The sequence below is a fragment of the Stutzerimonas sp. C6.4V genome (assembly GCF_058536345.1).
Window position 1 is genome coordinate 247,389 of record NZ_JBZUBM010000001.1, and the last position, 26,838, is coordinate 274,226.

Annotated in this window: 25 protein-coding genes and 1 pseudogene; 9 read left to right on the forward strand and 17 right to left on the reverse strand. The window is 62.0% G+C overall.

Annotation, left to right across the window (positions count from 1 at the left end):
* Positions 1 to 15 precede the first annotated feature (15 nt).
* From AC4LFW_RS01115 to gatC, 6 genes are all read right to left on the reverse strand, one after another.
* Positions 16 to 1,107, reverse strand: coding sequence for a calcium/sodium antiporter (locus AC4LFW_RS01115; protein WP_491817050.1), 1,092 nt, complete (start codon positions 1,105 to 1,107; stop codon positions 16 to 18).
* Between the two features lie 33 nt (positions 1,108 to 1,140).
* Entirely contained in the window at positions 1,141 to 2,226 is a 1,086-nt protein-coding gene (locus AC4LFW_RS01120) for a calcium/sodium antiporter (RefSeq protein ID WP_491817051.1), read from the reverse strand.
* A 31-nt stretch (positions 2,227 to 2,257) separates the two neighbouring features.
* Complete coding sequence (locus AC4LFW_RS01125; protein WP_491817052.1) at positions 2,258 to 2,638, reverse strand: septal ring lytic transglycosylase RlpA family protein; 381 nt, start codon at positions 2,636 to 2,638, stop codon at positions 2,258 to 2,260.
* Between the two features lie 142 nt (positions 2,639 to 2,780).
* Positions 2,781 to 4,226, reverse strand: coding sequence for an Asp-tRNA(Asn)/Glu-tRNA(Gln) amidotransferase subunit GatB (gatB, locus tag AC4LFW_RS01130; protein WP_491817054.1), 1,446 nt, complete (start codon positions 4,224 to 4,226; stop codon positions 2,781 to 2,783).
* A 10-nt stretch (positions 4,227 to 4,236) separates the two neighbouring features.
* A complete protein-coding gene (gatA, locus tag AC4LFW_RS01135) occupies positions 4,237 to 5,688 on the reverse strand; it encodes an Asp-tRNA(Asn)/Glu-tRNA(Gln) amidotransferase subunit GatA (protein ID WP_491817056.1) in 1,452 nt (483 codons plus the stop codon).
* 14 nt (positions 5,689 to 5,702) lie between these two features.
* Positions 5,703 to 5,990 (reverse strand): Asp-tRNA(Asn)/Glu-tRNA(Gln) amidotransferase subunit GatC, encoded by a 288-nt coding sequence (gatC, locus tag AC4LFW_RS01140; protein WP_064480528.1) that lies wholly within the window; start codon positions 5,988 to 5,990, stop codon positions 5,703 to 5,705.
* Between the two features lie 304 nt (positions 5,991 to 6,294).
* On the opposite strand from gatC, the gene mreB reads away from it, so the two are divergent.
* The 8 genes from mreB to tldD all read left to right on the forward strand — a co-directional run bounded on the left by mreB (position 6,295) and on the right by tldD (position 17,340).
* Positions 6,295 to 7,332 carry a rod shape-determining protein MreB gene (gene mreB, locus AC4LFW_RS01145; protein WP_491817058.1) on the forward strand — a complete coding sequence of 346 codons (1,038 nt, stop codon included), beginning with the start codon at positions 6,295 to 6,297 and terminating at the stop codon, positions 7,330 to 7,332.
* A gap of 102 nt (positions 7,333 to 7,434) precedes the next feature.
* Positions 7,435 to 8,430: a rod shape-determining protein MreC gene (gene mreC / locus AC4LFW_RS01150; RefSeq protein ID WP_491820085.1), complete on the forward strand. Its 996-nt coding sequence runs from the start codon at positions 7,435 to 7,437 to the stop codon at positions 8,428 to 8,430.
* Positions 8,427 to 8,915 (forward strand): rod shape-determining protein MreD, encoded by a 489-nt coding sequence (gene mreD / locus AC4LFW_RS01155; RefSeq protein WP_491817060.1) that lies wholly within the window; start codon positions 8,427 to 8,429, stop codon positions 8,913 to 8,915. The genes mreC and mreD overlap by 4 nt, the downstream gene beginning before the upstream one ends.
* A 112-nt stretch (positions 8,916 to 9,027) precedes the next feature.
* Positions 9,028 to 9,618: a Maf family protein gene (locus AC4LFW_RS01160; protein WP_491817062.1), complete on the forward strand. Its 591-nt coding sequence runs from the start codon at positions 9,028 to 9,030 to the stop codon at positions 9,616 to 9,618.
* Positions 9,619 to 9,708: 90 nt separating this feature from the next.
* On the forward strand, positions 9,709 to 11,166 hold the full coding sequence (rng, locus tag AC4LFW_RS01165) for a ribonuclease G (RefSeq protein WP_491817064.1): 1,458 nt from the start codon (positions 9,709 to 9,711) through the stop codon (positions 11,164 to 11,166).
* 49 nt (positions 11,167 to 11,215) lie between these two features.
* Positions 11,216 to 15,025, forward strand: coding sequence for a YhdP family protein (locus AC4LFW_RS01170; RefSeq protein WP_491817066.1), 3,810 nt, complete (start codon positions 11,216 to 11,218; stop codon positions 15,023 to 15,025).
* Between the two features lie 24 nt (positions 15,026 to 15,049).
* Positions 15,050 to 15,895, forward strand: coding sequence for a carbon-nitrogen hydrolase family protein (locus AC4LFW_RS01175; RefSeq protein ID WP_491817068.1), 846 nt, complete (start codon positions 15,050 to 15,052; stop codon positions 15,893 to 15,895).
* 2 nt (positions 15,896 to 15,897) lie between these two features.
* Positions 15,898 to 17,340 (forward strand): metalloprotease TldD, encoded by a 1,443-nt coding sequence (gene tldD, locus AC4LFW_RS01180; RefSeq protein ID WP_491817070.1) that lies wholly within the window; start codon positions 15,898 to 15,900, stop codon positions 17,338 to 17,340.
* A 72-nt stretch (positions 17,341 to 17,412) separates the two neighbouring features.
* Here the strand turns inward: tldD and yjgA are convergent, their stop codons facing one another.
* Complete coding sequence (yjgA, locus tag AC4LFW_RS01185) at positions 17,413 to 17,934, reverse strand: ribosome biogenesis factor YjgA (protein ID WP_491817072.1); 522 nt, start codon at positions 17,932 to 17,934, stop codon at positions 17,413 to 17,415.
* Positions 17,935 to 18,042: 108 nt separating this feature from the next.
* On the opposite strand from yjgA, the gene pmbA reads away from it, so the two are divergent.
* On the forward strand, positions 18,043 to 19,389 hold the full coding sequence (pmbA, locus tag AC4LFW_RS01190; protein ID WP_491817074.1) for a metalloprotease PmbA: 1,347 nt from the start codon (positions 18,043 to 18,045) through the stop codon (positions 19,387 to 19,389).
* A 190-nt stretch (positions 19,390 to 19,579) separates the two neighbouring features.
* Here pmbA and AC4LFW_RS01195 read toward each other — a convergent pair whose 3' ends face one another.
* The 10 genes and pseudogenes from AC4LFW_RS01195 to AC4LFW_RS01240 form a co-directional block, all read right to left on the reverse strand.
* Positions 19,580 to 19,852, reverse strand: coding sequence for an HPr family phosphocarrier protein (locus AC4LFW_RS01195; RefSeq protein ID WP_491817076.1), 273 nt, complete (start codon positions 19,850 to 19,852; stop codon positions 19,580 to 19,582).
* Between the two features lie 8 nt (positions 19,853 to 19,860).
* Positions 19,861 to 20,718, reverse strand: a complete 858-nt coding sequence (rapZ, locus tag AC4LFW_RS01200; protein WP_491817078.1) for an RNase adapter RapZ — start codon at positions 20,716 to 20,718, stop codon at positions 19,861 to 19,863.
* A gap of 132 nt (positions 20,719 to 20,850) precedes the next feature.
* Positions 20,851 to 21,315 (reverse strand): PTS IIA-like nitrogen regulatory protein PtsN, encoded by a 465-nt coding sequence (gene ptsN / locus AC4LFW_RS01205; protein WP_491817080.1) that lies wholly within the window; start codon positions 21,313 to 21,315, stop codon positions 20,851 to 20,853.
* Between the two features lie 6 nt (positions 21,316 to 21,321).
* The gene (gene hpf / locus AC4LFW_RS01210; protein ID WP_491817082.1) at positions 21,322 to 21,630 is read right to left on the reverse strand and encodes a ribosome hibernation promoting factor; all 309 of its coding nucleotides are present in this window, start codon (positions 21,628 to 21,630) and stop codon (positions 21,322 to 21,324) included.
* 60 nt (positions 21,631 to 21,690) lie between these two features.
* Complete coding sequence (locus AC4LFW_RS01215; protein ID WP_491817084.1) at positions 21,691 to 23,199, reverse strand: RNA polymerase factor sigma-54; 1,509 nt, start codon at positions 23,197 to 23,199, stop codon at positions 21,691 to 21,693.
* A 148-nt stretch (positions 23,200 to 23,347) separates the two neighbouring features.
* On the reverse strand, positions 23,348 to 24,073 hold the full coding sequence (lptB, locus tag AC4LFW_RS01220; protein ID WP_491817086.1) for an LPS export ABC transporter ATP-binding protein: 726 nt from the start codon (positions 24,071 to 24,073) through the stop codon (positions 23,348 to 23,350).
* Positions 24,073 to 24,621, reverse strand: a complete 549-nt coding sequence (gene lptA, locus AC4LFW_RS01225; protein ID WP_491817088.1) for a lipopolysaccharide transport periplasmic protein LptA — start codon at positions 24,619 to 24,621, stop codon at positions 24,073 to 24,075. The genes lptB and lptA overlap by 1 nt, the downstream gene beginning before the upstream one ends.
* The gene (gene lptC / locus AC4LFW_RS01230; protein ID WP_491817090.1) at positions 24,608 to 25,180 is read right to left on the reverse strand and encodes an LPS export ABC transporter periplasmic protein LptC; all 573 of its coding nucleotides are present in this window, start codon (positions 25,178 to 25,180) and stop codon (positions 24,608 to 24,610) included. The genes lptA and lptC overlap by 14 nt, the downstream gene beginning before the upstream one ends.
* 7 nt (positions 25,181 to 25,187) lie before the next feature.
* Positions 25,188 to 25,710, reverse strand: a pseudogene (locus AC4LFW_RS01235) (KdsC family phosphatase).
* Positions 25,710 to 26,684: a KpsF/GutQ family sugar-phosphate isomerase gene (locus tag AC4LFW_RS01240; protein ID WP_491817092.1), complete on the reverse strand. Its 975-nt coding sequence runs from the start codon at positions 26,682 to 26,684 to the stop codon at positions 25,710 to 25,712. Before AC4LFW_RS01240 ends, AC4LFW_RS01235 begins: the two are co-directional and overlap by 1 nt.
* Between the last annotated feature and the right edge of the window lie 154 nt (positions 26,685 to 26,838).

The window sequence follows — 26,838 nt, forward strand, 5'->3', positions numbered from 1 at the left end:
TGCCGGCCCGGCGACTCAGCTACGCTGCGACTTCCAGGCGCGCGCCGCAATTACCGCCAGCGTCACGGCAGTAAGCGGCAGGGCATAGCCGATCATGGCGTCACCGAAGATCTCGGCTGACGGGCGGCCTGTGCTGACCATCACCAGATACACGGTGTAGGCCACGTAATAGCCGAGGAACAGCAGTCCTTCCCAGCGGTTGATGGTGTATCCGCTGAAAAAGATCGGCAGACAGGCCAGGGCCACCGCGATCATGACCGGGAAGTCGAAAGCCAGGGCATTGGCAGCCACGGCGATCGATTCGGGTGAAACCAGCGAGGCCAGGCCCAGCACGCAGAGCAGGTTGAAGATGTTGCTGCCGACAATGTTGCCGACCGCGATGTCCCTTTCGCCGCGTATGGCAGCAAGAATCGAGGTGGCCAGCTCCGGCAGCGAGGTACCGACGGCGATCACCGTCAGGCCGATGACCAGTTCCGACAGGCCCAGCGCTCGCGCCAGGGAGACGGCCCCTTCCACTAGAAAGTTCGAGCCCGTTACCAGCAGAACGAGGCCGGCAACAACCAGACCGGCATTGATCAAGGAGGCATAGGGCTTAGGTGTTTCGTCGAGACCGAACTCCTTGGCGAACTCATCGTCGGCTGCTGCTGCGGCGTTGGCGCGTCGGCTGCTGACGATCAGGAACAGCGTGTAGCCGACGACGGCGGCAAACAGCAGCGCACCGTCCAATCGGCTGAGCGCACCGTCCCACGCCAGGGCATAGGTAACCAGGCTGGCGCCGATCATGATCGGCACATCCAGGCGGATCAGCTGACGGGAAACGATCAGCGGCGCGACCAGCGACGTCATGCCAAGGATCAACAGAACGTTGGCGATGTTGCTACCGAGCACGTTGCCGATGGCGATGTCACCGCTGCCGTTGAGAGCGGCCTGCACACTGACTGCGGTTTCCGGTGCGCTTGTGCCAAAGGCAACCACGGTGAGACCGATGATCAGTGGCGGAATGCCGAACTGAGCGGCGAGTTTGGCAGCGCCACGCACCAACACCTCGGCACCGGCAACGAGAAGTACAAGGCCAGCTATCAGATAAACAAAGGTCATCGCGGACACGGAGATAAGGCTCCAAGAGAGGGAGGAATTCGCTCAGCGCTGGTGCTTCCAGGCGCGCAGGAAGATCACCAAAAGCGTGACGGCGGTCAAGGGCAATACGTACCAAGTCATTGCATGGCGCAGCAGGCTGATCGCTGGCAAGCCAGTGGAGAACATCACCAGGTAAAGGGTATAGGCCAGGTAATAGCCGAAAAACAGCGTGCCCTCCCAGCGGTTGATGCGATAACCGGAAAAGAAGATTGGCAGGCAGGCTGCAAATACCGCGAGCATGACCGGGATATCGAAGGCCAGCGCATTCGGCGAGATTGAAAGCCCATCGGACGACACCACCGCACCGGCACCAAGCACCAGCAGCAGATTGAAGATGCAGCTGCCTACAACGTTGCCCACGGCAATGTCCCGCTCCCCGCGGTAGACAGCCAGCAGCGAAGTGGCCAGCTCAGGCATGGAGGTGCCGACGGCAATCACCGTCAGGCCGATCACCAGTTCCGACAGGCCCAGCGCGCGAGCCAGCGCCACAGCGCCTTCGATCAGCAGGTTCGAGCCAAACACAAGCAGGCCCAATCCGACCAGTACCAACAGCAGTTGGACGAGCCAGCCGAAGGGTTTGGCTGCTTCTTCCACGCCATATGCATCGGCGAATTCGTCCGTTTGAACACGCTTCTTTTCATTCTTGCTGGCGATGACCAGGAAAGCGGTATACAGCACCAGCAGCATCAGCAGGACGATGCCGTCGAGCCGACTGATGCTGCCGTTCCAGGCCAGCGCGAAGGTCATCAGGCCGGCCCCGATCATCACCGGGACATCGAGGCGGACCAGCTGGCGCGAAACGACCAGCGGCGCGACGAGGGCAGAAAGACCGAGGATCAACAGGATATTGGCAATGTTGCTGCCGATGACGTTGCCCACGGCGATATCGCCGCTGCCGTTGAGGGATGCCTGGACACTGACGGCCGTCTCGGGTGCGCTGGTGCCAAAGGCAACCACGGTGAGCCCGATGATCAGCGGTGAAATGCCAAAGCGTGCGGCCAGTCTGGAGGCGCCGCGAACGAGGGCTTCTGCACCACCGACCAGCAATACCAGGCCAGCGATCAGGTAGGCGAACGTCATCAGGGTCATTTGGGCTCCTTTCCAATGGGATACCCCGGCTTCAATCGATGGTTTCGATCTCGACCGGGGCCAGGCCTTCATCAAGCAGGTCGATCTCGCGCGCGGCCAGTCGCGACAGGTCGATGATACGGCCGGGCTTGAACGGGCCCCGATCATTGATGCGCACCGTCACTTGCTTGCCATTGTCCAGGTTGGTCACCTGCACCTGCGTACCAAACGGCAGGGTCTTGTGTGCGGCCACCAGCGCGTTCTGGTTGAACGTCTCGCCGTTGGCGGTTTCTTCGCCGTGAAAGCTGCGCGCGTAATAAGACGCCTTGCCCTGTTGGGTAAAGGTGTTTTGATCGGCCGTTTCGTTTTCCTGGTCGGCACAACCCAGGGAGGCCGTCAGCATGATCGGTATGAATAGCAGTCTGCAGTGCATGAGCCAACCTCCTTCCTGAACACGTTCAGGTGCCGGTGGCAGGGTTGCGTCCCGGCTTCAGAGATTTTGAGCGTGAACCGGCCGAGCCGTTCAACGTGGCGCAGGCATCGAAGCGGGCCGAGCGCCGGCCCGCTTCGGCTGCTCAGCCTTCCAGCTTGCTCTTGAGCAGCTGGTTGACCTGGGCGGGATTGGCCTTGCCTTTCGAGGCCTTCATGGCCTGGCCGACAAAGAAGCCAAACATCTTGCCGCGCTTGGCTTCGTCGCTGGCCCGATATTGCTCGACCTGCTCGGCGTTGGCAGCCAGTACTTCGTCCAGCATCTTCTCGATCGCGCCGGAATCGGTGACCTGCTTGAGCCCCTTCTTCTCGATGATTTCATCGGCGCTGCCTTCGCCTGCGGCCATGGCCTCGAACACCATCTTGGCGATCTTGCCGCTGATGGTGTTGTCCTTGATGCGCAGGATCATGCCGCCCAGTTGCTCGGCCGATACCGGCGACTGCTCGATCTCCAGCCCTTCCTTGTTAAGCAAGCTGGAGAGTTCACCCATGACCCAATTGGCTGACAGCTTGGCGTCGCCGCAAACCTGCTGTACGGCTTCGAAGTAATCGGCCATTTCGCGGCTGGCAGCCAGGACATTGGCGTCATAGGCGGACAGGCCGAACTCGCGCTCGAAACGCTCGCGCTTCTGCACTGGCAGTTCCGGCAGACTGGCACGCACTTCACCAAGGAAACTTTGCTCGATCACCACTGGCAGCAAGTCGGGGCAGGGGAAGTAGCGGTAGTCGTTGGCCTCCTCCTTGCTGCGCATGGAGCGCGTTTCGTCCTTGTTCGGATCGTACAGGCGGGTTTCCTGCACCACTTTCCCGCCGTCTTCGATCAACTCGATCTGACGCTGGACTTCGTGATTGATCGCCTTCTCGATGAAGCGGAAGGAGTTGACGTTCTTGATCTCGGCGCGGGTGCCGAACTCGGCCTGGCCTTTCGGCCGCACCGAGACGTTGCAGTCGCAGCGCAGCGAACCTTCGGCCATGTTGCCGTCGCAGATGCCGAGGTAGCGCACCAGTGCGTGGATGGCTTTCACGTAGGCCACCGCTTCCTTGGCCGAGCGGATGTCCGGCTCGGAGACGATCTCAAGCAGTGGCGTACCTGCACGGTTCAGGTCGATGCCGCTCATGCCCTGGAAGTCCTCGTGCAGGCTCTTGCCGGCGTCCTCTTCCAGGTGGGCACGGGTGATGCCGATGCGGCGCGTGGTGCCGTCTTCCAGGGTGATGTCCAGATAACCCTTGCCGACGATGGGGTGGTCCATCTGGCTGGTCTGGTAGCCCTTGGGCAGGTCTGGATAGAAGTAGTTCTTGCGTGCAAAGACGTTCCTGTCGGCGATCACGGCGTCGATGGCCAGGCCGAACTTGCAGGCCATGCGCACGGCTTCGGCGTTGAGCACCGGCAGCGTGCCGGGCATGCCGAGGTCGATCAGGCTGGCCTGGGTGTTGGGCTCGGCGCCAAAGGTGGTCGCGCTGCCGGAAAAGATCTTCGACTGGGTCGCGAGCTGTGCGTGAATCTCCAGCCCGATCACGGTTTCCCATTGCATGTGTTCGTCCTCAGAATCCGCTCGGTGCTTGTTTATGCCACTCGGTGACCTGCTGGTACTGGTGCGCGACGTTGAGCAGGCGGCCTTCCTCGAAATACGGCGCCAGCAGCTGCACGCCCACCGGCAGACCATCGATGAAACCGGCCGGCATGGACAGGCCCGGGATGCCCGCCAGGTTGGCGGTGATGGTGTAGATGTCTTCGAGGTAGGCCGAAACCGGGTCGTTGTTCTTCTCGCCAAGTTTCCACGCCAGGTTCGGTGTGGTCGGGCCGAGGATCACGTCGACTTCCTGGAAGGCGCTGACAAAATCGTTCTTGATCAGGCGGCGAATCTTTTGCGCCTTGAGGTAGTAGGCGTCGTAATAACCCGCGGACAGCGCATAGGTGCCGACCATGATGCGGCGGCGCACTTCGTCTCCAAAGCCCTCGGCGCGGGACCGCTTGTAGAGGTCGGTCAGATCCACTGGGTTTTCGCAGCGGTAGCCGAAGCGCACGCCGTCGAAACGCGAGAGGTTGGAGCTGGCCTCGGCCGGGGCGATCACATAGTAGGACGGGATCGCGTGCTGCATGTTTGGCAGGCTGATGTCCGTTATCGTGGCGCCGAGTTTCTTCAGCTCCTCGACCGCAGCCATTACTGCCGTGCCGATCTTGGCGTCCAGTCCGTCACCGAAGTATTCCTTTGGCAGGCCGACGCGCAGGCCGGCCAGCGGCTTGTCCAGCGCAGCCAGGTAGTCATCACGCGGCTGGTCGACGCTGGTTGAATCCTTCGGATCGAAGCCGGCCATGGCGCCGAGCATCAAAGCGCAATCCTCTGCCGTGCGCGCCAGCGGCCCGCCCTGGTCGAGGCTGGAGGCGTAGGCGATCATGCCCCAGCGCGATACGCGGCCGTAGGTGGGCTTGAGGCCGGTGAGGTTGGTCAGTGCTGCTGGCTGGCGGATCGAGCCGCCGGTGTCACTGCCGGTAGCGGCAGGCAACAGGCGCGCTGCGACCGCTGCAGCTGAACCACCGGACGAACCACCGGGCACGCGGCTGAGATCCCAGGGGTTTTTCACTGCGCCGTAGTAGCTCGATTCGTTGGCCGAGCCCATGGCAAATTCGTCCATGTTCAGCTTGCCCAGCGATACCGCGCCAGCGGCGGCGAGCCGCTCCACCACGGTGGCGTCGTAGGGCGCCCGAAAGTTGTCGAGAATTTTCGAACCGCAGCTGGTGCGAATGCCCTGGGTACAGAACAGATCCTTGTGGCCGATCGGCGCACCGAGCAGGGCGCCGGTCTCGCCACTGGCACGGCGCGCGTCGGCTGCCTTGGCCTGGGCGATGGCCTGCTCTTCGGTAAGCGTGATGAAACTGTTGAGCTGCGGGTCGAGTTGGCCGATGCGCGTCAGCAGCGAGCGGGTCAGCTCCTCGGCGGAGAACTGCTTGTCGGCCAGGGCGCGGGCGATCTCGGCCAGGGTCAGTTGATGCATGTCTGTGTCCTTCATTACTCGATCACCCGCGGAACCAGATACAGGCCGTCTTCCACGGCCGGGGCGATAGCCTGGTAGGCGTCGCGCTGGTTGGTTTCGGTGACGGCGTCGGCGCGCAGGCGCTGGCTGGTTTCCAGCGGGTGAGCCAGGGGCTCGATGCCGGTGGTGTCGACCGCCTGCATGCGATCGATCAGGCCTAGGATGTTGTTCAGGGTCTCGGTGGTGCGGGGCAGGTCGTCTTCATTCAGACCCAGGCGGGCCAGATGAGCGATCTTTTCCACCTCGGAGCGTTCAAGCGCCATCGGGATTCTCCAGCGGGAAGCGAGTCGGGTTCGCCTTTCGTCGGCAAAGCACGACGCAGGACGGCGGGTTCGAATCGCGGCGGTGGGCGTTCAGGCCCGGAAAAGCCGTCAATCTTACATGCATGGGCCCCGGCTCGGTAGCACGGCCGGGGCTTGCAGGCGCCATTTTGCCGGTGTGCATTTTTCGCGCAGTGGTGCACGTATGGCCCGAACAGCGCGGACTCTCGCCTTGCCCTAACTTCCCACCGTTGTTAGAGTTTGCGGCACTTTTTTCCCCACGCGTTTGCCTCAGGGCCCTTTTCCCATGTTCAAGAAACTGCGTGGCATGTTTTCCAGCGATCTGTCGATCGACCTGGGCACTGCCAATACCCTTATTTATGTGCGCGATCGCGGCATCGTCCTGAACGAGCCCTCGGTCGTTGCCATCCGTACCCATGGCAACCAGAAGAGTGTTGTCGCCGTGGGTACCGACGCCAAGCGCATGCTTGGACGTACCCCGGGCAACATCAACGCCATCCGTCCGATGAAAGACGGTGTGATTGCCGATTTCAGCGTCTGCGAAAAGATGCTGCAGTACTTCATTAACAAGGTTCATGAAAACAGCTTCCTGCAACCCAGCCCGCGCGTGCTGATCTGCGTGCCCTGCAAGTCCACCCAGGTCGAGCGTCGTGCGATCCGCGAGTCGGCGCTGGGTGCGGGCGCGCGCGAAGTGTTCCTGATCGAGGAGCCCATGGCTGCTGCCATCGGTGCAGGCCTGCCGGTAGACGAAGCACGTGGCTCGATGGTCGTCGACATTGGCGGCGGTACTACCGAGATCGCGTTGATTTCACTTAACGGCGTGGTCTATGCCGAATCCGTTCGCGTGGGTGGCGACCGTTTCGACGAATCGATCGTGACCTATGTTCGTCGCAACTACGGCAGCCTGATCGGTGAATCCACTGCCGAGCGCATCAAGCAGGAAATCGGTACGGCCTTCCCAAGCAACGATCTCCGCGAAGTCGACGTGCGTGGTCGCAACCTGGCCGAAGGCGTCCCGCGCAGCTTTACCCTCAATTCCAACGAGGTGCTCGAGGCGCTGCAGGAATCCCTGGCGACCATCGTCCAGGCGGTCAAAAGCGCGCTGGAACAATCTCCACCGGAACTGGCTTCCGACATCGCCGAGCGTGGGCTGGTATTGACCGGTGGCGGTGCATTGTTGCGTGACTTCGACAAGCTGCTGGCGCAGGAAACCGGCCTGCCGGTCATCGTTGCCGAAGAGCCGTTGACCTGTGTTGCGCGTGGCGGCGGCCGTGCGCTGGAAATGATGGACCGTCACGCCATGGATTTGCTCTCCACCGAGTGAGTCACAAGCGGTAAGCTCCAAGCCACAAGCCGATAGCAGGGCCTGACTCTGCTTTCGGCTTGTCGCGTTTAGTTTGAAGCCTGCAGCTGCGAGGACCCCTCCATCAAACCACTTTTCGCCAAAGGACCCCTGCTCGGTGTGCGCCTGCTGGTGCTCTCCGTTCTCTGTGTCGCGCTGATGGTGGTCGATGCGCGTTTCGATACGCTCAAGCCGTTGCGCAGCCAGCTGGGATTGGTGCTGACGCCGTTCTACTGGCTGGCCGACCTGCCGGTGCGGACCTGGCAGCAGGCTACCGAGCAGATCAGCAGCAGCTCCAGTCTCGCCGCCGAAAACGAGAAGCTCAAGGCCGAGGCGTTGCTCATGCAGAGACGCCTGCAGAAACTGGCCATGCTGACCGAACAGAACGTCCGGTTGCGAGAGCTGCTCAATTCCGCGGCATTGGTTGATGACAAGGTGTTGATCGCTGAACTCATCGGCCTCGACCCCGACCCCTTCACCCACCGAATCCTCATCGACAAAGGCGAGCGCGACGGAGTGTTCCTCGGCCAGCCGGTGCTCGACGCCAGTGGGTTGATGGGGCAGGTGGTCGAAGTCATGCCCTATGCCGCGCGGGTGCTGCTGTTGACCGACGTGACCCATAGCATTCCGGTGCAGGTCAACCGCAACGGACTGCGCGCCATCGCGATCGGCACCGGCAGCCCGGACTATCTTGAGCTGCGCCATGTCGCCGAGACGGCTGACATCAAGGAGGGTGACCTTCTTGTCAGCTCCGGGCTTGGCCAGCGCTTCCCCAGTGGCTACCCGGTAGCCCAGGTGACCGAGGTGGTGCGCGGCTCCGGGCAGCCTTTTTCCATCGTTCGCGCCGTGCCCACGGCAATGCTAAATCGCAGTCGCTATCTGCTGTTGGTGTTCAGCGATTCGCGCTCGCCGGAACAGCGTGCCACCGACGCGGCTGAAGCGCAGGTAAGCGCTGATCGCGAGGCCGCCGAGCAGGCCGGGGCAGCAGCGGATACCGCTGCTGCACCCGCCGATCCCTCCGTACCGACAGAGCCTGCTGCGGGAGGCGAACCCTCGCCTGATGCCGAGGTGCAGCAATGATCAGTGGGCGCCTGAACAACGGCTGGGTTATCTGGGTATCGCTGCTGGTTGCCTTGCTGCTGAGCATTGCACCCATGCCTGACAGCCTTCAGTTGGCGCGGCCGCTCTGGCTGGGTATGTTCATCGCTTACTGGGCGATTAATCTGCCGCATCGTGGCGGGCTGAGCATTGCTTTCTTCTTCGGCCTGATGCTCGATGTGCTTTCCGGCACCCTGCTCGGGCAACATGGTTTGCCGCTGATCCTGACGACCTTCCTCGTCCTCAGCCTGCAGCAGCGCTTGCGCATGTTTCCGTTACTACAGCAAAGCCTGGTATTGATGGTCCTGCTGGGCCTTGGTCAGCTGGTCCAGCTGTGGCTGAACACCCTTACCGGCAATCGTCCGCCAACCCTGCTGTTCCTGATACCGGTGCCGGTCAGCGCCTTGCTCTGGCCATGGGTGTTCGTTGTCCTGCAATGGGTCAAGCGGCGTTTCAACGTCAACTGAGCGGCCCTCATCGACGGCAGCGGAAAGGTCATGCACGCCAATGCCGCCGGTCTGGTTCCGCAGGTTGCGCGGATATGCGAGTCTGCCCCGACAGGTTTTACAAGGATCAAGCATGGCCACTCTTTTTCTCGCCTCTGCATCGCCTCGGCGCCGCGAATTGCTGACGCAAATCGGGGTTCCGTTTTCCCTGGTCTCGGTTTCGATTGACGAAACGCCCCGACCTGACGAGTCCCCTGAAAGCTATGTCCAGCGTCTGGCGCAGGAAAAAGCCTTGGCTGGCCTGGCCTCGATAGCGGACGACTCGGCCTGTGTCCTGGGCGCCGATACGACGGTGGTGCTGGATGAGCAGATACTGGGCAAGCCGGCAAGCAGAGAGGACGCCATCGCCACGCTGCTTTCACTGTCCGGCCGTGAGCATCAGGTCATGACTGCCGTGGCGCTGGCAAGTGCGAGCGGTTGCCAGGTGCGTCTGGTGACCAGTCAGGTCGCGTTTCGCCCGATCAGTCCTGACGAGGCGGATGCCTACTGGCAAAGTGGCGAGCCGCAGGACAAGGCCGGAAGCTACGCCATCCAGGGTTGGGGGGCGGTTTTTGTCAGCAGCTTGCAAGGCAGTTATTCGGGGGTGGTCGGGCTGCCATTGTGCGAAACGGCACAGCTACTCGACGCATACGGTATCGGTTACTGGACTAAAAGCTCCGTCTAGAGCCTGTGGCTTGTCTGCCTATGCCGTTAGAATCGAGCCAACTGGTCAGCTTCGGCTGCTTTACCCCACCGCCTTCGGCCGAGAATAACAATGAGCGAAGAAATCCTGATGAACATCACCCCCATGGAGTCGCGGGTGGCGGTGGTGGAAAACGGTGTGCTGCAAGAGGTGCATGTCGAACGCACGCAGCGTCGCGGTATCGTCGGCAACATCTACAAGGGCAAAGTGGTGCGCGTGTTGCCGGGCATGCAGGCAGCCTTCGTCGATATCGGGCTGGAGCGGGCGGCCTTCATCCATGCTTCCGAGATCTCGACCCGTGAGGGCAATGCCGTCGAGCCGATCAGTGGGCTGGTGCACGAAGGGCAGGCACTGGTGGTTCAGGTCACTAAGGACCCGATCGGCACAAAGGGCGCACGCCTGACAACCCAGCTGTCTATCCCGTCGCGTTATCTGGTGTACATGCCCAGGACGAGCCATGTCGGCATTTCCCTGCGCATCGAGGAGGAAGCCGAGCGTGAGCGCCTCAAGCAGGTCGTCGCCGAGTGCATTGCCGCTGAGGGGATCGAGGAAACCGGTGGGTTCATCCTGCGCACCGCAGCCGAAGGGGCCGGCAGTGACGAAATTCTCATGGACATTCGTTATCTGCGCCGGCTATGGCAGCAGATCGATGGTCAGATGAAAACCGCCGGTGCGCCTTCGGTGATCTACGAAGACCTGACCCTGGCCATGCGCACGCTGCGCGACCTCGTCAATCCGCGCATCGAGAAGATCCGCATCGATTCGCGCGAGAACTTTCAGAAGGTCAGTCAGTTCGTTGGCGAGCTGATGCCGGAATTGAGCGAGCAGCTGGAGCACTACCCGGGCGAACGGCCTATATTCGACCTCTACAGCGTCGAGGATGAGATCCAGAAGGCTCTGGAACGCAAGGTGATGCTCAAGTCCGGTGGCTACCTGATCATCGATCCAGCCGAGGCGATGACCACCATCGACGTCAATACCGGCGCCTTCGTCGGCCATCGCACGCTCGAGGAGACCATCTTCAAGACCAATCTTGAATCCGCCACTGCAATTGCGCGACAGCTGCGACTGCGCAATATCGGCGGCATCATCATCATCGACTTCATCGACATGGAGGACGAAGAGCACCGCCGTCAGGTCCTGCGCACGCTGGAAAAACAGCTGGAGCGTGATCATGCCAAGACCAACATCATCGGCATCACCGAACTCGGGCTGGTGCAGATGACGCGCAAGCGCACGCGGGAAAGCCTGGAACAGGTGCTGTGCGAACCCTGCATGTGCTGCCAGGGCCGGGGCAAGCTGAAAACACCCGAGACCGTATGCTACGAAATCTTTCGGGAGATCCTGAGAGAGGCCCGTGCCTATCAGCCCGAGGGCTATCGCGTGCTGGCCAATCAGAAGGTCATCGACCGGCTGCTCGATGAGGAGTCGGGTAATGTCGCCGACCTCGAGAGCTTCATTGGCCGGTCTATAAAGTTCCAAGTGGAAACCATGTATTCCCAGGAACAGTACGACGTGGTGTTGCTCTGACCAGATGCAAGCCAGGCCATGTCGGCCAAGGTGACCGGAGCGCATCTGCATGAGCCGACTCCTCGCCCTGATACTCATATTTCTGCGCCGCACGCTTTGGCTGGGCGCGATTGCGCTGATGCTGGTGGCGCTATACGTGAGCCTGGGTCGTCTGCTGGTGCCACTGGTTGCAGAATACCGGGCCGAGGCTCAGGGCCGGGCTCGCGAGCTGCTGCAGATGCCCGTTCAAATCGGTCGCCTCGAAGGTCGCTGGGACGGATTATCGCCTCGGCTGCTGGCGTACGAGGTGTCGCTGGGCGAGGGCGCCGCCGCCATGCGCCTGGACCGGCTGGCGCTGGTGCCGGATGTTGCAGCGAGCCTCTGGTCCCGTGAACTGCACCTCAAGGCTGTCGAGTTTGCCGGGGCTCATCTCAGCTTGGCGCAGAGCGCGGATGGCACATGGCGTGTCGAGGGGCTGCCTGAGCGCAACGAGCAAGGGCCCCCGGACCTGGACAAGCTGCTGTCGGAGCTGCAGCGCATCGATCGGCTGCGGTTGCTGGACAGTCAGCTCACCATCGAGCCTGCCGGCGAAGCTCCGCTCACCCTCACCTATGCCAATCTGGAACTGAATGCGGTCGGGGAGCGCCTGCGGTTGGAAGGTCGCGTCCTGTTGCCGGACGGTCAGCGACTGAGCATGAGCAGCCAGATCGACGTCCGGCCAGAGGCCTGGAAGGCGAGCGAGGCGCGGCTGTATCTCAGCCTGCCGCAAAGTGACTGGGCCGCCTGGATGCCGGCCAAGCTGACCGGCGCCTGGCCCGTCGAAACGCTTCAGGCCGGTGGTGAACTTTGGCTCGACTGGCGCGGCGGGCGCCTGGCGCGAGCTGTGGCACGCCTGAACGCCCCCCGCCTGCAGCTAGGTCACGCGCAGCAGGAGCCGGTCACCATCGAGGACCTGTCGCTCAATGCCTACCTCGACCACAGCGATGCTGGATATCGTCTGCAGCTCGACAGACTGGCGTTCAGCTTTGCGGATCATCGCTGGCAGGAAAGCACCATCCTCCTGCAGCAAGATGTCGGAACTGATCGCTGGCACGTCCAGGCCGACCGCATTGCCCTCGCGCCGGCCGCCGCGCTAGCGAATGCCCTGGCTCCGCTGCCGGATAGCGGACGCGAATACCTGCTCGGACTGGCGCCCAACGGCACATTGCGCAACATACAGGCTGATCTCCAGCCATTCGCCGAGCCGGCGCAACGCCTGACCTACAGTGCGAATCTGGACGCGGTAGGCATCGCTGCCCACCACTGGATACCCGCGGCGCAGAATGTCAGCGGCGCGGTAAGAGGCGATCTTGGTGGCGGCGAGTTGCGCTTCGATAGCCAGGATTTCAGCCTGCACCTAGCCGAGCTCTTTCCGCAGCCCTGGAACTATCGTCGCAGCCGAGGGCGTCTGGTCTGGACCATCGACGAACAGGCATTCACGCTGGCGGCGCCCTACCTGCAGGTCGAAGGGGAAGAAGGGCTCATCGGCGGCGATTTCCTGATTCGCCTGATGCGTGATCCAGCCGCTGAGGACTACATGGATCTGCGGGTTGGCATCCGCGACGCTGACGCGCAATTCACCGAAAAATACCTGCCGACGCGCTCGCCTGCGCTGAGCCCTGCCGTCGCGGAGTGGCTGGACACAGCGATCCGCGGTGGCACCGTGGAACAGGGTTATTTTCAATACCAGGGGGCATTGAGCAAGGGTGCCCCCGACAGCGCACGCAGTATCAGCCTGTACTTCAAGGTGAAGGACGCCGAGCTGGCCTTTCAGCCGGGCTGGCCATTGCTCCGGGATGGTCGCGGTGAGGTGCTGATCGAGGACAGTGGTGTACAGGTTCGTCTGGCCGATGCCCGAATGCTGGACAGCCGAGTCCATGACGCCACCGCTGTGATTCCCCACAGCCAGAACGGGACTGCACCCAGACTTGCCATCAACGGGCTGGTCGATGGCGACCTTCGAGACGCCTTGACCGTGCTTCAGGTTTCGCCCATCGGAACCGCCGATCTCTTCGCTGGTTGGCGCGCCAGCGGGCCGCTGAATGGCAAACTGAACCTGGATATTCCCCTGGCCAAGGGGGAGCGACCCAAGGCGATCGTTGACTTCGCCAGTCGTGATGCCTCGCTGTACATCGCCCAGGCTGACCTTAGCCTCAGCGAGCTGGCAGGAGAGTTTCGCTATGACAGCGAGCGCGGCCTTAGCGCCAAAGGAATCCGTGGCCGCACCCTGGGCGCGGCTGTGCAGGGCAGCGCCAGCGCCATCGGCACGGCAGGCAGCCCGGCGACGCGGATCCAGGCGAACGGAACGGTAGGTGTCGAGCAGCTGCGGACCTGGCAGGGAATCGAACGGCCCCTGCCGATATCGGGCAAGGTACCCATGCAAATCAGTCTGATGCTGGGAAGCGACAGCAATCAGCTGCAACTGGACTCCTCCCTGCTGGGAACCGAGCTCGATATGCCGGCCCCCTACGGCAAGTCCGCCAGCGAACGTCGTGACACCTCCTTGCGCATGACGCTGGGCGGCGACAGGCAACGCTATGCGCTACAGCACGATGGCCTGGCGGCGCTCGCTTTTGTTGCTCCTGTCGGAAACCTGGCTGGGGGAACCGGGGAGCTGGTGCTCGGCGGCGGGCCGGCTGCCCTTGGGAGCGGCGATGATCAGGGTTTGCAGGTTCGCGGCAGCGTGTCACATGTCGACCTCGACGAGTGGCAGGCGTGGCTGGCGAAGTACCGCCAGCCGTCCGAAGACCAGCCGGGTGTCAGCGTGCTGCGCCGCGCCAGGCTTCAGCTGGCCGATGTCGAGGCGTTCGGTACCCATGTCGATGAGCTTGGCATCGACCTTCAACGCTTATCCGGTGCATGGTTGCTGGGGCTCGACAGCCAGATCATCACAGGCACCGTCAGATTGCCTGACGCAGCTGACGTGCCGATCGCCCTGGACCTGGCGCACCTGAGACTGCCGGTCCAGGACCCGAGCGGAACGGGTAAACCACCGAATGACCCCTTGGCTGATGTGGATCCGTCGCAGTTGCCGCCAGTCGACATCCGCATCGCTCAGGTGCTGCAGGGCGATCAGCCACTCGGTGCATGGTCGCTCGACATGCGTCCGGCCGTTGGTGGGGTTGCATTCTCAAATCTGGATCTGGACCTCAAGGGGCTCAAGATAAGGGGCGATGGCGGTTGGGCGAGCGAGCGGACCTGGTACAAGGGGCGCCTTGAAGGAGGGGATCTTGCGGAGGTCCTGCTGGCATGGGGCTTTGCGCCCTCGACAACCAGCGAGAGTTTCCGCCTGGATGGCGATGCCCACTGGCCGGGCTCGCCTGCATTCTTCAGCCTGGAACGTCTCTCTGGAGGGATCAGCGGGCGGTTGCGCAAGGGGCAGTTGCGCGAAGTGGACGGTAGCGCGCAGGCGTTGAGGGTCTTCGGGCTGCTGAACTTCGATTCAATTGGCCGGCGTCTGCGGCTGGACTTTTCCGACCTGTTCAGCAAGGGGCTGAGCTACGATCGGATCGAGGCCGAGCTGAACGCGGCCGACGGGGTCTACGTCACCACCAAGCCTCTCACGGTCACCGGGCCATCGAGCAACCTGGAGCTCGACGGACGACTGGACATGGTAGACGATCGGATCGACGCCAAGCTGAGGGTCACGCTGCCGGTGAGCAACAACCTGCCCCTGGCGGCCTTGATTGTGGGTGCGCCGGCCATCGGTGGCGCCCTGTTCGTGGTCGACAAGCTGCTGGGCGACAGGGTGGCGCGCTTCGCAACAGTTCAGTACAGCGTCGAGGGGCCGTGGCAGGCCCCCGAGATCACCTTCGACAAACCCTTCGAAAAACCTCAATGACCTGCTTCCCTGGGTGACCTGTTCATGACCCTAGCCGTAATCCAGATGGCCAGCCAGGCCGATATCCAGGCAAACCTCGCGACGGCTCGGACCTTGCTGGAACAGGCTGCCGCAGACGGTGCGCAATTGGCGGTGTTGCCTGAGAACTTCGCAGCCATGGGGCGCCACGATCTGCCTGCGGTGGGGCGCGCCGAGGCTGAGGGCGCCGGCCCCATTCTGCCGTGGTTGAAACGTGTCGCCCGCGACCTCAGGTTATGGATTGTCGCGGGGACGCTGCCGTTACCGCCCGATGGGCAGCCGGATGCCAAGGTGCGCGCCTGTTCGCTGCTGTTGGATGACCAGGGCCAGCGTGTAGCCCGCTATGACAAGTTGCACCTGTTCGATGCGGAGGTCGATGACACCCGCGGCCGGTATCGCGAATCGGATGATTACGCGGCGGGAGATCGCCTGGTAGTGGCCGATACGCCGGTAGGGCGCCTGGGCATGACCGTCTGCTATGACCTGCGTTTCGCCGAACTATATACGGCGCTGCGCCTGGCCGGCGCTGAGCTGATCAGCGTGCCTTCGGCTTTCACCGCGACCACCGGCCGCGCGCACTGGGAGATGCTGATCCGCGCGCGAGCCATCGAGACACAATGCTATATGCTGGCCGCAGCACAGGGTGGAGAACACCCCGGCGGACGTCTGACACACGGGCATTCGTCTATCGTTGATTTCTGGGGGCGCGTGTTGGCCGAGCAGGCAAGCGGCGCGGCGGCACTGGCAACCGTCCGAGACACAGCCGAACAGGCTGCGGTGCGTCATCGGATGCCATTGCTCAGCCATCGTCGTTTCACCGCGCCCCGTCTTGCATCAGGCACATTGGAGTAGATATGAGTGAACTGTTGTTACCTGTCACCGAGCGCCTGCTGACACCGGGCGGGCTGGGGATCGATGATCTGCCGGGGTTGCTTGGCGAGCTGGCAGTTCCCGGTGTGGACGCAGCGGACCTGTATTTCCAGGATCAGGTCACCGAGTCATGGGTTCTCGAAGACGGCATCGTCAAGGAAGGCGGCTTCCACCTGGAGCAGGGCGTGGGCGTGCGGGCCCTGTCTGGCGAGAAGACCGGCTTTGCCTATAGCAATGCCATCACGGTCGATGCGTTGCGCCAGGCCGCCGAGGCCGCTCGATCCATCGCCCGTAGCGGTGAGCAGGGGCAGGTCAAGGTGCTATCGCGGGCTACCTTCGCGCCGCTGTACCGTCAGGACAATCCGCTGGATGGACTCGGTCGGGCGGAAAAGGTCGAGCTGCTCAAGCGGATCGATGTCGCTACCCGCGCGCTTGATCCGCGAATCAAGCAGGTCACCGTGAGCCTGGCGGGGGTCTGGGAGCACATCCTGGTGGCCGCGCTGGATGGCGGTATGGCGGCGGACATCCGTCCGCTGGTGCGCTTCAACGTCAGCGTCATCGTCGAGCAGAATGGCCGACGCGAGCGTGGCGGGCACGGCGGTGGCGGGCGGACCGGGTACGACTACTTCCTTCAGGAAGACCGGGCGATGGGCTATGCCCGCGAGGCCCTGCGGCAGGCACTGGTGAACCTCGAGGCGGTGGCTGCGCCGGCAGGCACCTTGCCGGTTGTCCTTGGGCCGGGCTGGTCCGGCGTGCTGCTGCATGAGGCCGTCGGTCACGGGTTGGAAGGCGACTTCAATCGCAAGGGCAGCTCGGCCTACAGTGGCCGCATCGGCCAGCAGGTGGCTTCCAGCCTTTGCACCATTGTCGACGATGGCACGCTGGCCGACCGTCGCGGTTCGCTCAGCGTGGACGACGAAGGCACGCCGACCCAGTGCACCACCCTGATCGAGAACGGCATTCTCAAGGGCTACATCCAGGACAAGCTCAATGCGCGGCTGATGGGTGTCGCACCAACCGGGAACGGTCGGCGCGAATCCTATGCGCATCTGCCGATGCCGCGTATGACCAACACCTACATGCTGGCTGGGGAGAGCGATCCCGAGGAGATCATCCGCTCGGTCAAGAAGGGCATCTATTGCGCCAGTCTCGGCGGAGGGCAGGTGGATATCACCAGCGGCAAGTTCGTGTTCTCCACCAGCGAGGCCTATCTGATCGAGGACGGCAGGATCACAACGCCGGTAAAGGGCGCCACGCTCATCGGCAATGGCCCTGAGGTCATGAACAAGGTGTCCATGGTCGGGACGGATCTGTCACTCGACAGCGGCGTCGGCACCTGCGGCAAGGACGGCCAGTCCGTACCTGTCGGTGTTGGCCAGCCGACGCTGAAGATTGATGGCATAACGGTGGGGGGGACTGGAGCTTGAAGCTGGAAGCCAGAAGCTGGAAGCAATGCAGGCCACTTTGGACTTCGAGCTTCAAGCTTCAAGCCAAGGCTTTTATCTCAAGCCACGTTGGGATTCGTCCAGGCCGCGGATGTATTTGAATATCTTGCGGCTGGCCGCTGGCGGCTTGTCCCGTGCAGCTTCGTGCTGGGCATGGCGGATCAGGCTACGCAGGTGCTGGCGGTCGGTTTCAGGGAACTCGCTGACGAAGGCTTCTAGGGTTTCATCGTTGCCGGCAATCAGGCGGTCACGCCAGCGCTCCAATGCATGAAAGCGCTCGTTGTACTGGCGAGTCGAGGCGTCGAGTTGATCGACCAGCGCCAGGATGGCGTCGATGTCCTGGTCGCGCATGAGCTTGCCGATGTATTGCAGGTGGCGCTTGCGGGCGATGTTTGCGGTGTGCTTCGGGGCATCGGCCAGGGCTTTGCGTAGCGCGTCGGTCAAGGGCAGACGATCAAGTACGTCAGGCTTGAGTGTCGCCAGGCGTTGCCCCAGATCCTGCAGTGCATGCAGTTCGCGCTTGACCTGGGTTTTACTTTTTTCCTCGAAACTGTCGAGGTCGGAAATATCAGACATGAGGCGGGTCCAGTAGAAATTGCCGCCATGATAACAGCAGCCATGCCAGGGGACTTAATGCAAGCGTCCCTGGCTGACATGATCGAATGACAAGGTCTGGAGTGTTTTATGAGTGAAGTTGAAGGGATCGGCCCGCAGGCATTGCCGGGGTTGCGTGAAAAGGTAGCGCGCATACTCGAGGAAGCCAGCCGGCAAGGCGCCAGCGCCTGCGAAGTATCCGTTTCGATGGAGCAGGGACTTTCCACGACGATCCGGCAGCGCGAAGTCGAGACCGTTGAATTCAATCGCGACCAGGGCTTCGGCATCACCCTGTACGTGGGCCAGCGAAAGGGTTCGGCGAGCACCACCGGCAGCGGCGAAGAGTCGATTCGCGAAACCGTAGCGGCTGCCCTGGCAATTGCCAAACACGCCTCCGAAGACGAGTTTGCCGGTCTCGCGGCGCCCGAATTGATGGCCAGGGACGTACCGGACCTCGATCTCTACCACCCCTGGGCCATCTCGCCCGACGAGGCAGTGGAATTGGCGCTCAGCTGCGAGGCGGCGGCATTCGACACCGATCCCCGTATCCGCAACGCCGACGGCACCAGTCTGAGTACGCATCAGGGCTGCCGTGCCTACGGTAACAGCAACGGTTTCATCGGAGCCTATAGCAGTACCCGGCACAGCCTCAGTTGCGTGATGATTGCCGAGGCCGAGGGCCAGATGCAGCGCGACTATCATTACGACGTGAGCCGCCTTGCCAGCGAACTCGCCGCCCCGCAAGCGATCGGTCGCCGCGCGGCAGAGCGGGCCGTTCGCCGCCTCGGCGCACGACCGGTGCCAACCTGCGATGTGCCGGTGCTGTTCTCATCCGAGTTGGCGACGGGTTTGTTCGGACATTTCCTCGCGGCCATTTCCGGCGGCAACCTCTACCGCAAGTCCTCCTATCTGGAAGATGCCCTGGGGCAGGTCCTGTTTCCCGAGTGGCTGAATCTTGATGAGCGGCCATTGTTGCCGCGTGGGCTGGCGAGTTCTGCCTATGACGGCGATGGTCTGGCCACGTACGCCAAGCCATTCGTTGACAACGGCAAGTTGGTTTCCTATGTGCTCGGTACCTATTCTGGCCGCAAGCTGGGCATGCCCAGCACCGCCAATGCGGGTGGCGTTCACAATCTGTTCGTGACCCATGGGGACGAGGATCAGGCGGCGCTGATCAAGCGCATGGGGCGTGGGCTGCTGGTGACGGAGCTGATGGGCCAGGGTCTGAACCTGGTCACGGGTGACTATTCACGCGGGGCAGGCGGCTTCTGGGTGGAAAACGGCGAAATCCAGTTTCCGGTGCAGGAAGTGACGATAGCCGGCAATTTGCGCGACATGTTTCGTCAGATCGTTGCGGTTGGCAATGACATCGAGAAGCGCAGCAGCATTCATACCGGTTCGGTGCTGATCGAGCGGATGAAGGTGGCGGGGCAGTAATAGGGCAGCTGGAGGTCTGGAACGGGAAGCCTGAGGCTAGGCAAAAAGCTTGACGGGATTCAGCGCCTAGCCACACTGACTCCAGCCTCCAGCCTCCAGCCTCCAGCCTCCAGCCTCCAGCCTCCAGCCTCCAGCCTCCAGCCTCCAGCCTCCAGCCTCCAGCCTCCAGCTTCCAGCTTCCAGCTTCCAGCTACTCACCCTCTTCAAAGTAATCTTCGATCAAGGCGACCAGTGCGTCGAGCGCCTCCTGCTCCTGTTCGCCCTCGGCGTGCAGATGCAGCGTGGTGCCCTTGCTTGCGGCGAGCATCATCACCGCCATGATGCTCTTGCCATCGACCAGCGTGGCCGGGCAACGTCCGACGCGCACCTGACAGGGGAAACGGTTGGCAACACCGACGAACTTGGCCGCAGCACGGGCATGCAGCCCAAGCTTGTTGATGATGATGATTTCGCAGGACGGCATTTTTTTTCCTAGGCCAGGTCGCGATGGCGAACCTGAACGTTCTTCAATGGCTCGCGCAGGGCCCGGCCAATGCGCTCTGCCAGATAAACCGAACGATGGTGGCCGCCAGTGCAGCCGATGGCAACCGTGACATAGGCGCGATTGCTGGCGGCGAATCGCGGCAGCCATTTGCTCAGGTAGCCCAGGATGTCCTGATACATCTCCTCGACATCGGCCTGCATGGCGAGATAGTCGATGACAGGCTGATCCAGTCCGGAAAATTCGCGCAACTCGGCTTTCCAGTAGGGATTGGGCAGGCAGCGCACATCGAATACCAGATCGGCGTCGACCGGCATGCCTCGCTTGAAGCCGAACGACTCGAAGAGAAAGGCGGTGCCGGGTTCGGGCTTGTTCAGCAGGCGCAGCTTGAGCGTGTCGCGCAGTTGATAGAGGTTCAGATGTGTCGTGTCGATCTTCAGGTCGGCGTGATCGATGATCGGCGCCAGCAGCAATTCCTCGTCATGGATCGCCTCGGCCAGCGAGCGATGCTCGGTGGTCAGCGGATGGCGCCGACGGGTTTCGGAAAAGCGCTTCAGTAGGGTTTCATCTGCGGCGTCGAGGTACAGCACATCGCAGTGGATGTGCCGCGCGCGTACTTCGTCGAGCAGCTCGGGAAAGCGCTTGAGCTGGCTTGGCAGGTTGCGCGCATCAATGGAGACCGCGACCTGTGGTTGCAGGAGTTCGGTGTGCAGTAGCGCTCGTTCGGCAAGCTCTGGCAGTAACCCGGCTGGCAGATTGTCGATGCAATAGAAACCGTTGTCTTCGAGTACCGCCAGTGCGGTGCTTTTCCCCGAGCCCGAGCGCCCGCTGACGATGATCAGGCGCATGGCGTTACCGCGGCAGGTGGCTTGGCATACGCGTCGATGCGCCGGTTCAGGCTGATATATCGACCACAGGATTCGCAGGTTGGGTACACGTCTCTTCCCTCACTTCATGCGGAGGCGTGACATGCCGCCTCGCTAGCGGCCGCTTTGTATATCAACAATCGCCTGGTAAAGATCCTGGCTGGTAGGCGCCTTGCGCAGCTGATCGCGCACCTCCTCGCGATCCAGCATGCTGGCGATCTGGCGAAGCAGTTCGAGGTGCTCATCGGTTGCGGCTTGCGGGACCAGAAGCACGAACAAGAGGTCAACCGGTGCGCCGTCGATGGCATCGAAGTCCACTGGCCCGTCGAGTCGCAACACCGCGCTAAGCGGCGATGCACAGCCGGCCATGCGGCAGTGAGGAATGGCGATACCGTTGCCAAACCCGGTGGAGCCTAGTTTTTCGCGGGCAACGAAACTCTCGAAGACAGTTTGTGGGTCCAGGTCTGGCAAATCCTGGGCGATCACCTTGGCGATCTGCTCCAGGACGCGTTTCTTACTACCTCCCGGTACGTTCACGAGGGAACGTCCGGGGGTCAGGATGTTTTCGATTCGGATCATGATGGGTTAGCGAGCAAGGGCACCCTGGCTATGGTCGAGCTGTTTTTCTTTATGCTTGATGAGCTGGCGATCCAGCTTGTCGGCAAGCAGGTCGATGGCTGCATACATGTCTTCATGTTCGGCGTTGGCAACGACTTCGCGCCCGGCTACGTGCAGCGTGGCTTCGGCCTTTTGTCTGAGTTTCTCGACCTGCAGCACTACCTGGACGGCAATGATGCGATCGAAATGTCGTTCCAGTCGCTCGAATTTCTCCTCGACGTAGTCACGCAGGGCTTCGGTGATTTCCAGGTGAAGGCCAGTGATGTTGACTTGCATACTGCATCTCCTTATTGCCACGTGCGAAGGGCTGGCGATGAGCCGCTCAGGTCGCCTGCGTCACAGCAGCCGCTTGCGTTCGCTAGACGGCGCGATCCCGAGAGATTCGCGATATTTGGCGACTGTTCGGCGTGCGACCTGGATACCCTGTGCCTCCAGTAAACCAGCGATCTTGCTGTCGCTCAATGGCTTTTTCTGGTTTTCCGCAGCCACCAGCTTCTTGATGATCGCGCGGATCGCAGTAGAGGAGCATTCGCCGCCTTCGGCGGTGCTCACATGGCTGGAAAAGAAGTATTTCAGCTCATAGATGCCGCGAGGTGTGTGCATGTATTTCTGAGTGGTGACGCGGGAAATCGTCGACTCGTGCATACCGACCGCTTCGGCGATGTCATGCAGCACCAGGGGCTTCATGGCTTCATCGCCGTGGTCGAGAAAGCCGCGCTGATGCTCGACGATCTGCGTGGCGACTTTCATCAGGGTTTCATTGCGGCTGAGCAGGCTCTTGATAAACCAGCGCGCCTCCTGCAACTGGTTGCGCATGAAGGTGTTGTCAGCGCTCGAATCGGCACGCTTTACGAAGCCTGCATACTGGGCATTGACCCGCAATCGCGGCATGGCATCCTGGTTCAGTTCCACCAGCCAGCGGTCGTTGTGCTTGCGCACGATGACATCGGGCACCACGTACTCCGGCTCGCTCGTTTCGATTTGCGAGCCCGGGCGCGGATTGAGGGTCTGGATCAGGTCCACAACCTGGCGCAGTTCATCTTCCTTGAGCTTCATGCGGCGCATCAGGGCGCTGTAGTCCCGGCTGCCGAGGATGTCCAGATGGTCGCCAACCAGGCGCATCGCCTCCGCCAGCCACGGGGTGCGCTCGGGCAACTGGCGCAGCTGCAGAAGCAGGCACTCACGCAGGTCACGTGCGCCAATGCCGGCCGGTTCGAACTGCTGGATACGGCGCAGCACCACTTCGATCTCGTCCAGCTCGATTTCGAGCTCCGGATCGAAGGATTCAAGTACCTCTTCCAGGGTCTCGTCGAGGTAGCCCTGCGGGTTGATGCAGTCGATCAGCGTGGCCGCGATGAGCCGATCGGTGTCGCTCATCGGCGCGAGATTCAACTGCCAGAGCAGATGGCTCTGCAAGCTTTCACCGGCGGAGGTGCGGGTGGTGAAGTCCCATTCGTCATCATCGCTGCTGGGCAGGCTGCTGGCGCTGGTCTGATAGATGTCCTCCCAGGCAGTATCGACTGGCAGCTCGCTGGGGATGCGATCTCCCCAATCACCGTCCTCGAAGTTTTCTACCGTATTGATCGGCTCTTCATGGTGGGTGTCGGTATTGTTCTGCTCGCTTGCCGTGGTCTCGGGCTTCCTTTCGACCGACTCGGCCATAGGGTCCGAGTTGTCGAAGTCGTCCCCATCTTCCTCGCGTTCGAGCATGGGGTTGGAATCCAGCGCTTCCTGGATCTCCTGCTGGAGATCCAGCGTGGACAGCTGGAGCAGTCGTATGGCCTGTTGCAGCTGCGGTGTCATCGTCAGCTGCTGGCCCATCTTCAGGACTAGCGATGGTTTCATGGCAGAGGACTTCGAACCTTGTTTGCCGGCGCAACCGCGCCTGTTCCATTTCGTTGACGCCCGCCGGCGTCCCTGTAAGCAAATTATATGCCTGCCAACGAAGCCTTTGCCTAGCCCCCGGTGCCTGTCTCGAAGCGAAATCCCGCAATCAGAGGCGGAATTCGTGTCCGAGATACACTTCCTTCACGAGCTGGTTGGCCAGGATGGTCTCGGCGTTGCCTTCGGCGATCAGTTGGCCATCGTTGACGATGTAGGCTGTTTCACAGATATCCAGCGTTTCGCGGACATTGTGATCGGTGATCAGTACGCCGATGCCCTTGGCCTTGAGGTGATGGATGATCTGCTTGATATCGCCGACCGAAATCGGGTCCACGCCGGCGAAAGGCTCGTCGAGCAGGATGAACTTGGGTGCCGTGGCCAGCGCACGTGCGATCTCGACGCGACGGCGTTCGCCACCCGACAGGCTCATGCCGAGGCTGTCGCGGATGTGGCTGATATGAAACTCCTGAAGCAAGCCTTCAAGTGCCTGCTGGCGCCCGTTGCGGTCCAGGTCCTTGCGCGTCTCAAGGATCGCCATGATGTTGTCGGCCACCGATAGCTTGCGGAAGATCGAGGCCTCCTGTGGCAGGTAGCCGATGCCTGCCCGTGCTCGACCATGCATGGACTGGTGGGTTACGTCCTGGTCATCGATCAGCACGCGGCCCTGGTCGGCCCTGACCAGTCCCACGATCATGTAGAAGCAGGTGGTCTTTCCGGCACCGTTGGGCCCGAGAAGGCCGACGATTTGACCGCTGTCGATCGAAAGACTCACGTCGCGCACGACCTGACGGCTCTTGTAGCTTTTGGCCAGGTGCTGGGCTTTCAGCGTTGCCATTACTCGCTCTGCTCCGCTGTCGACTCGTCTTTCTTGCGGGGCTGGATGACCATGTCGACGCGCGGCTGTGGCGTGGTCACATCGGTATTGGTTGCGCGGCCTGCGTTGACGATCTGGCGCTGGGTGTCATAAACGATCTTTTCGCCTTCGAAAGTATTGCCCTCCTGGACGACCTTTGCCTGGTCGATCAGCACGATACGCTCGTTTGCCGCGAAGTACTGGATCGTCAGCCCATAGGCCTTGACGATCTCCTTGTCGACCGCCGGCTTCTGCTCGTAATAGGCGGGCTTGCCGATCGAGGTGAATACTTCGACGTCACCGTTCTTGTTCTGGGTGATGGTCACGGTGTCGCCGGTGATCTTCATCGTGCCCTGGGTGATGACCACATCACCGCGATAGACCGCGACGCCCTGGCGATCGTCCAGCTCGGCCGTGTCGGCCTGCACGCGGATCGGCTGGTTGCGGTCTTCGGGCAGTGCATGGGCATTGGCGCCGAGCAGGAAGATGCTCATTCCGAGCAGGAAAGGAAGGGTCTTAACGCAGCTCATGCTGGCCTCTTACATTGGATAGCAGGAGCATCCTGCCTTCGTTCAGGTACGCTTTCATACCCGTAGCGTTCGTAACGCCGTTCGCGGCGACGATTCTAACGGGTTGCCCGGTCTCGGCATATTCCTCATCCGGCAGCACGGTCATCCGGCTGCTGGTGATGATTGTCGGGCGGCCCTTGGCATCGGTGCGCTCGACGCGGACGTTGTCGATAAGCTCCACCTCCTTGCCCTGCGGGCCAACTTCGCCGCGCTCGCTGGTAACGTGCCAGGGCAGGGCGGAGCCGCGGTAGGAGCGAAGGTCGGGGCGGGTCAGCAGGCTGACGTCGCTTGCCTTGATATGTTCGACCTTGTCTGCTGTCAGCTCGTAGTTGCGCTTGCCGTCCGGCTGATACTGCACGGTGCGGGTGTTGGTGGCATAGAAGTCGATCGGTGATTGCTCTGCAGCGGTGGCCGGGGCGTCCTGCATGAAGCTTTCGGGACGAATGTTCCAATAGCCTACCGCGACCAGCAGCAGCGCAATCATCAGAAGGAGGCCGGGAAGGCGGATTCGGCTCAGCATCGGGACCTCATAGATAGGCGGATTGCGCGGCGTCCAGGGTACCCTGCGCGCGCATGATCAACTCGCAGAAACTCGCGTGCAGCGCCTTCGCCGCCGCGTGCGGTCGTGACGCCGTGGGCATGCTGACGGACGAAGCTGTCGGCGCTGGCGACAGCCATGCCCAGGCCAACCCGGCGAATGACCGGCAGGTCGGGCAGGTCGTCGCCGAGGTAGGCCACCTGAGCATAATCGAGTTCAAGTTCGCCCAGCAGTTCATCGAGCACCACCAGCTTGTCTTCGCGACCCTGGTACAGGTGCTGAATGCCGAGCCCCTGGGCGCGCCGCTCGACCACCGGGGTCTTGCGTCCGCTGATGATCGCGGTGCGAACGCCGGAGTTGATCAGCATCTTGATGCCGTGCCCGTCCAGGGTGTTGAAGGTCTTGAACTCGCTGCCGTCGACCAGGAAATACAGCTTGCCGTCGGTGAGCACACCATCGACATCGAAAATGGCCAGGCGAACATCTCGGGCGCGGCGCAGCAGATCGTTCATTACATTACCCCTGCACGCAACAGGTCGTGCATGTTCAGTGCGCCCACCGGGCGGTCGCGTTCGTCGACCACCACCAGCGCGTTGATCTTGTTGTCTTCCATGATCTTCAGGGCTTCGGCGGCGAGCATGTCGGCGTTGGCGGTCTTGCCATGGATGGTCATGACCTGGTCGATGCTGGCCTGTCGCACATCGACACCCTTGTCCAGCGTGCGGCGCAGGTCACCGTCGGTAAATATCCCGGCGAGGCGGCCATCCTCTTCCACCACGACCGTCATGCCGAGGCCTTTCTGGGTCATCTCCAGCAGGGCGTCACGCAGCGACGTGCCCCGGCTTACCTGTGGCAGGCGGTCGTCGGAATGCATGACGTGCTCGACCTTGAGCAGCAGGCGCCGTCCCAGCGCACCGCCCGGATGGGAAAAGGCAAAATCTTCCGCGGTGAAGCCGCGAGCTTCGAGCAGGGCAATGGCCAGGGCATCGCCCAGCACGAGACTCACGGTGGTGGAGGACGTAGGCGCCAGATTCAGTGGGCAGGCTTCGATGGCTACGCTGGCGTCGATGTTGACCTCGGCGGCCTTGGCCAGCACTGATTCGGGGTTGCCGGTCATGCTGATGAGGGTGATGCCCAGGCGTTTGATCAGCGGCAGCAGGGTCACGATCTCGCTGGTGCTGCCCGAGTTGGAGAGCGCCAGCACGACATCGTCCCGGGTGATCATGCCCATGTCGCCATGGCTGGCTTCGGCCGGGTGTACGAAGAATGCCGTGGTGCCCGTGCTGGCGAGAGTGGCGGCGATCTTGTTGCCGATATGGCCCGATTTGCCCATGCCGACCACCACGACACGGCCCTTGCACTGCAGGATGAGTTCACAGGCCCTGACGAACTGCTCGTCGATACGCGTTCTGAGTTGCTCGACCGCTTCCACTTCCATGCGGATAGTGCGTTGGGCAGTCTCGATCAGCTGGCTGCTCTGGCTCATGTCTGGTCATCGCCTGAATGAAAACGCGAGATTATAGCGCCAATCCAGCCGCCCCTCACCGAAAGCTTTAGTGCAGATCGTCGCGCCTGTAGCTGAATGCAAGCTGAACGGCGTGCGATTGCTCATGTGCCGATACAGTGGGCTGCTTGGGACG

Bases quoted from the DNA above. Each gene is read 5' to 3' on its own strand.
- gatB (WP_491817054.1), bottom strand. From the start codon at position 4,226: ATGCAATGGGAAACCGTGATCGGGCTGGAGATTCACGCACAGCTCGCG.
- AC4LFW_RS01120 (WP_491817051.1), bottom strand. From the start codon at position 2,226: ATGACCCTGATGACGTTCGCCTACCTGATCGCTGGCCTGGTATTGCTG.
- mreB (WP_491817058.1), top strand. From the start codon at position 6,295: ATGTTCAAGAAACTGCGTGGCATGTTTTCCAGCGATCTGTCGATCGAC.
- gatA (WP_491817056.1), bottom strand. From the start codon at position 5,688: ATGCATCAACTGACCCTGGCCGAGATCGCCCGCGCCCTGGCCGACAAG.
- tldD (WP_491817070.1), top strand. From the start codon at position 15,898: ATGAGTGAACTGTTGTTACCTGTCACCGAGCGCCTGCTGACACCGGGC.
- rapZ (WP_491817078.1), bottom strand. From the start codon at position 20,718: ATGCGCCTGATCATCGTCAGCGGGCGCTCGGGCTCGGGGAAAAGCACC.
- AC4LFW_RS01170 (WP_491817066.1), top strand. From the start codon at position 11,216: ATGAGCCGACTCCTCGCCCTGATACTCATATTTCTGCGCCGCACGCTT.
- lptB (WP_491817086.1), bottom strand. From the start codon at position 24,073: ATGGCAACGCTGAAAGCCCAGCACCTGGCCAAAAGCTACAAGAGCCGT.
- AC4LFW_RS01160 (WP_491817062.1), top strand. From the start codon at position 9,028: ATGGCCACTCTTTTTCTCGCCTCTGCATCGCCTCGGCGCCGCGAATTG.
- gatC (WP_064480528.1), bottom strand. From the start codon at position 5,990: ATGGCGCTTGAACGCTCCGAGGTGGAAAAGATCGCTCATCTGGCCCGC.
- ptsN (WP_491817080.1), bottom strand. From the start codon at position 21,315: ATGATCCGAATCGAAAACATCCTGACCCCCGGACGTTCCCTCGTGAAC.
- yjgA (WP_491817072.1), bottom strand. From the start codon at position 17,934: ATGTCTGATATTTCCGACCTCGACAGTTTCGAGGAAAAAAGTAAAACC.
- hpf (WP_491817082.1), bottom strand. From the start codon at position 21,630: ATGCAAGTCAACATCACTGGCCTTCACCTGGAAATCACCGAAGCCCTG.
- rng (WP_491817064.1), top strand. From the start codon at position 9,709: ATGAGCGAAGAAATCCTGATGAACATCACCCCCATGGAGTCGCGGGTG.
- AC4LFW_RS01240 (WP_491817092.1), bottom strand. From the start codon at position 26,684: ATGAGCCAGAGCAGCCAGCTGATCGAGACTGCCCAACGCACTATCCGC.
- AC4LFW_RS01175 (WP_491817068.1), top strand. From the start codon at position 15,050: ATGACCCTAGCCGTAATCCAGATGGCCAGCCAGGCCGATATCCAGGCA.
- AC4LFW_RS01195 (WP_491817076.1), bottom strand. From the start codon at position 19,852: ATGCCGTCCTGCGAAATCATCATCATCAACAAGCTTGGGCTGCATGCC.
- pmbA (WP_491817074.1), top strand. From the start codon at position 18,043: ATGAGTGAAGTTGAAGGGATCGGCCCGCAGGCATTGCCGGGGTTGCGT.
- lptC (WP_491817090.1), bottom strand. From the start codon at position 25,180: ATGCTGAGCCGAATCCGCCTTCCCGGCCTCCTTCTGATGATTGCGCTG.
- AC4LFW_RS01125 (WP_491817052.1), bottom strand. From the start codon at position 2,638: ATGCACTGCAGACTGCTATTCATACCGATCATGCTGACGGCCTCCCTG.
- AC4LFW_RS01215 (WP_491817084.1), bottom strand. From the start codon at position 23,199: ATGAAACCATCGCTAGTCCTGAAGATGGGCCAGCAGCTGACGATGACA.
- mreD (WP_491817060.1), top strand. From the start codon at position 8,427: ATGATCAGTGGGCGCCTGAACAACGGCTGGGTTATCTGGGTATCGCTG.
- lptA (WP_491817088.1), bottom strand. From the start codon at position 24,621: ATGAGCTGCGTTAAGACCCTTCCTTTCCTGCTCGGAATGAGCATCTTC.